Source organism: Pseudomonas sp. XP1 (assembly GCF_053557675.1).
Map to the genome: position 1 here is coordinate 1 of NZ_JBNRIJ010000057.1, position 2,454 is coordinate 2,454.

Genomic DNA, 2,454 nt, shown 5'->3' on the forward strand with positions numbered 1-2,454 from the left:
CCCACAGGTAATCCACAAGCCTGAATATCGTGGTTTACCTGTGGGAGCCCGGCTTGCCGGCGATGGGCTGCGAAGCGGCCCCCGAAGTCGGCGCTGCGCAATGCCGGAACCGCGTAAACCAGGCGACAACGCCAGTTCCTTTTCCCACTACCCTTGTAGACCGTCTTTTCTACCCCCATATTGGGGCGACTGACGCGTGAAGGAATACATCTTGAGCGACCTCCTCAACCGCCGCCTGAGCCTGCTCGGCGCCAATCTCCCCCTGCTCAAGCAGTGCCTGCACGGTATTGAGCGCGAATGCCTGCGCGTGACCGAAGAAGGTCGCCTGGCCCAGACCCCGCATCCGCAAGCCTTGGGATCGGCGCTGACCAACGAGCAGATCACCACCGATTATTCCGAGTCGCTGCTGGAGTTCATCACCCCGGCCCTGCCCGACCCGGCCAAGGTGCTGGAAAGCCTCGAAGAGACCCACCGTTTCGTCTACAGCAAGCTGGGCGACGAATACCTGTGGAGTCCGTCGATGCCCTGCACGCTGCCGGCCGAGGAGGATATCCCGATCGCCGAGTACGGCAGCTCGAACATCGGCAAGCTCAAGCACGTCTACCGCAAGGGCCTGGCCCTGCGCTACGGCCGCACCATGCAGTGCATTGCCGGTATCCATTACAACTTCTCGCTGCCCGAAGCGCTGTGGCCTATGCTGCGCGCAGCAGAGGGCGGCAGCGAGAGCGACCGCGACTACCAGTCGTCGGCCTATATCGCACTGATCCGCAATTTCCGCCGCTACAGCTGGCTGCTGATGTACCTGTTCGGCGCCTCGCCGGCACTGGACAAAGGCTTCCTGCGTGGCCGCCCGCACCAGCTCGAAGAGCTGGATGCCGAAACCCTCTACCTGCCCTACGCCACCAGCCTGCGCATGAGCGACCTGGGCTACCAGAGCAATGCCCAGGCCGGCCTCACCCCGTGCTACAACAACCTGGCCAGCTACACCGACAGCCTGCGCAAGGCGGTGGGCACGCCCTACCCGCCTTACGTCGAAGTCGGCACGCACGTGGATGGCGAATGGGTACAGCTGAACACCAACATCCTGCAGATCGAAAACGAGTACTACTCGAACATTCGCCCCAAGCGCGTCACCTACACCGGCGAGCGGCCGATCCAGGCCCTGACCTCGCGCGGTGTTCAGTATGTGGAAGTACGTTGCCTGGACATCAACCCGTTCCTGCCGGTTGGTATCGACCTGACCGAGGCGCGCTTCCTCGACGCATTCCTGCTGTTCTGCGCGCTGGAAGACAGCCCGCAACTGGACAACGGCGAATGCGGCCAGTGCACCAACAACTTCCTGACCGTGGTCAAGGAAGGCCGGCGCCCGGGCCTGGAACTTCACCGCAATGGCCAGCCGATCGGCCTGAAGGTCTGGGCCAGTGAGCTGATCGAGCGTATCCGGCCACTGGCCGAACTGCTCGACCAGGCGCAAGGCGGCGCAGAACACGGCAAGGCCCTGGATGCCCAGCAGGCCAAGGTCGACGACGCCTCGCTGACCCCGTCGGCCCAAGTGTTGGCGCGCATGACCGAGCATGACGAAAGCTTCGTCAAGTTCGCCTTGCGCCAGAGCCGTATCCACGCCGAAACTTTCCGCGAGCAGCCACTGCCAGTCGAACGCCAGCAGGCCTTCGAAACCCTCGCCCGCGACTCGCTGGCCGAGCAATCGCGCCTGGAACAACAGGAGGTCGGCGACTTCGACCTGTTCGTCGGTGCCTACCAGGCCAGCATCCTGGCGATCAGCAACTGATGACCCGCACTGCTACCCCGCGCAGGCCGCGCGCCAGCAGCCAGGCCAGGATCGAGGCGATTCTGGCGGCTGCACGCGAGTTGCTGGCCGAGCTGGGGGTGGCGGGCCTGTCTATCTACAGCGTGGCCGAGCGCGCGCAGATTCCACCGTCTTCGGTGTATCACTTCTTTGCCAGTGTGCCGGCGCTGCTGGAGGCATTGACGGCCGATGTACACCGGGCCTTTCGTGAAGCGCTGAGCGCGCCGATCGACAGCAGTGCGTTCAACACCTGGCACGAACTGTCACGGCTGGTAGAGCAGCGCATGCTGGATATCTACAACGAGGACGCGGCGGCGCGACAGCTGATCCTGGCCCAGCATGGCCTGAGCGAAGTGGTGCAGGCCGATCGGCAGCACGACATGGAACTGGGCGACTTGATGCACAAGTTGTTCGACCAGCACTTTCATCTGCCGGTGATGCCGGCGGATGTGGACGTGTTTGCCTTGGCCATGGAATTGAGCGACCGAGTGTATGCGCGGTCGGTGCAGCTGCACGAAGCGATCACCCCGCGCATGGCCGAGGAAGGCAAGCGAGTGTTCGAGGCGTATCTGGGGTTGTATCTGCCGCCATTTCTGGCCAAGCGTTAAATTCAATGGCCTCATCGCCGGCAAGCCCGCTCCCCCACG

2 protein-coding genes are annotated in these 2,454 nt (G+C 63.5%); both read left to right on the forward strand.

What is annotated here, in order from left to right; translation table 11 throughout:
* Nucleotides 1-211: 211 nt before the first annotated feature.
* The gene (gene gshA, locus ACK1U9_RS25005) at nt 212-1,789 is read left to right on the forward strand and encodes a glutamate--cysteine ligase (protein ID WP_161797620.1); all 1,578 of its coding nucleotides are present in this window, start codon (nt 212-214) and stop codon (nt 1,787-1,789) included.
* Nucleotides 1,789-2,415 carry a TetR/AcrR family transcriptional regulator gene (locus tag ACK1U9_RS25010; RefSeq protein WP_108480027.1) on the forward strand — a complete coding sequence of 209 codons (627 nt, stop codon included), beginning with the start codon at nt 1,789-1,791 and terminating at the stop codon, nt 2,413-2,415. Before gshA ends, ACK1U9_RS25010 begins: the two co-directional genes overlap by 1 nt.
* Nucleotides 2,416-2,454 lie beyond the last annotated feature (39 nt).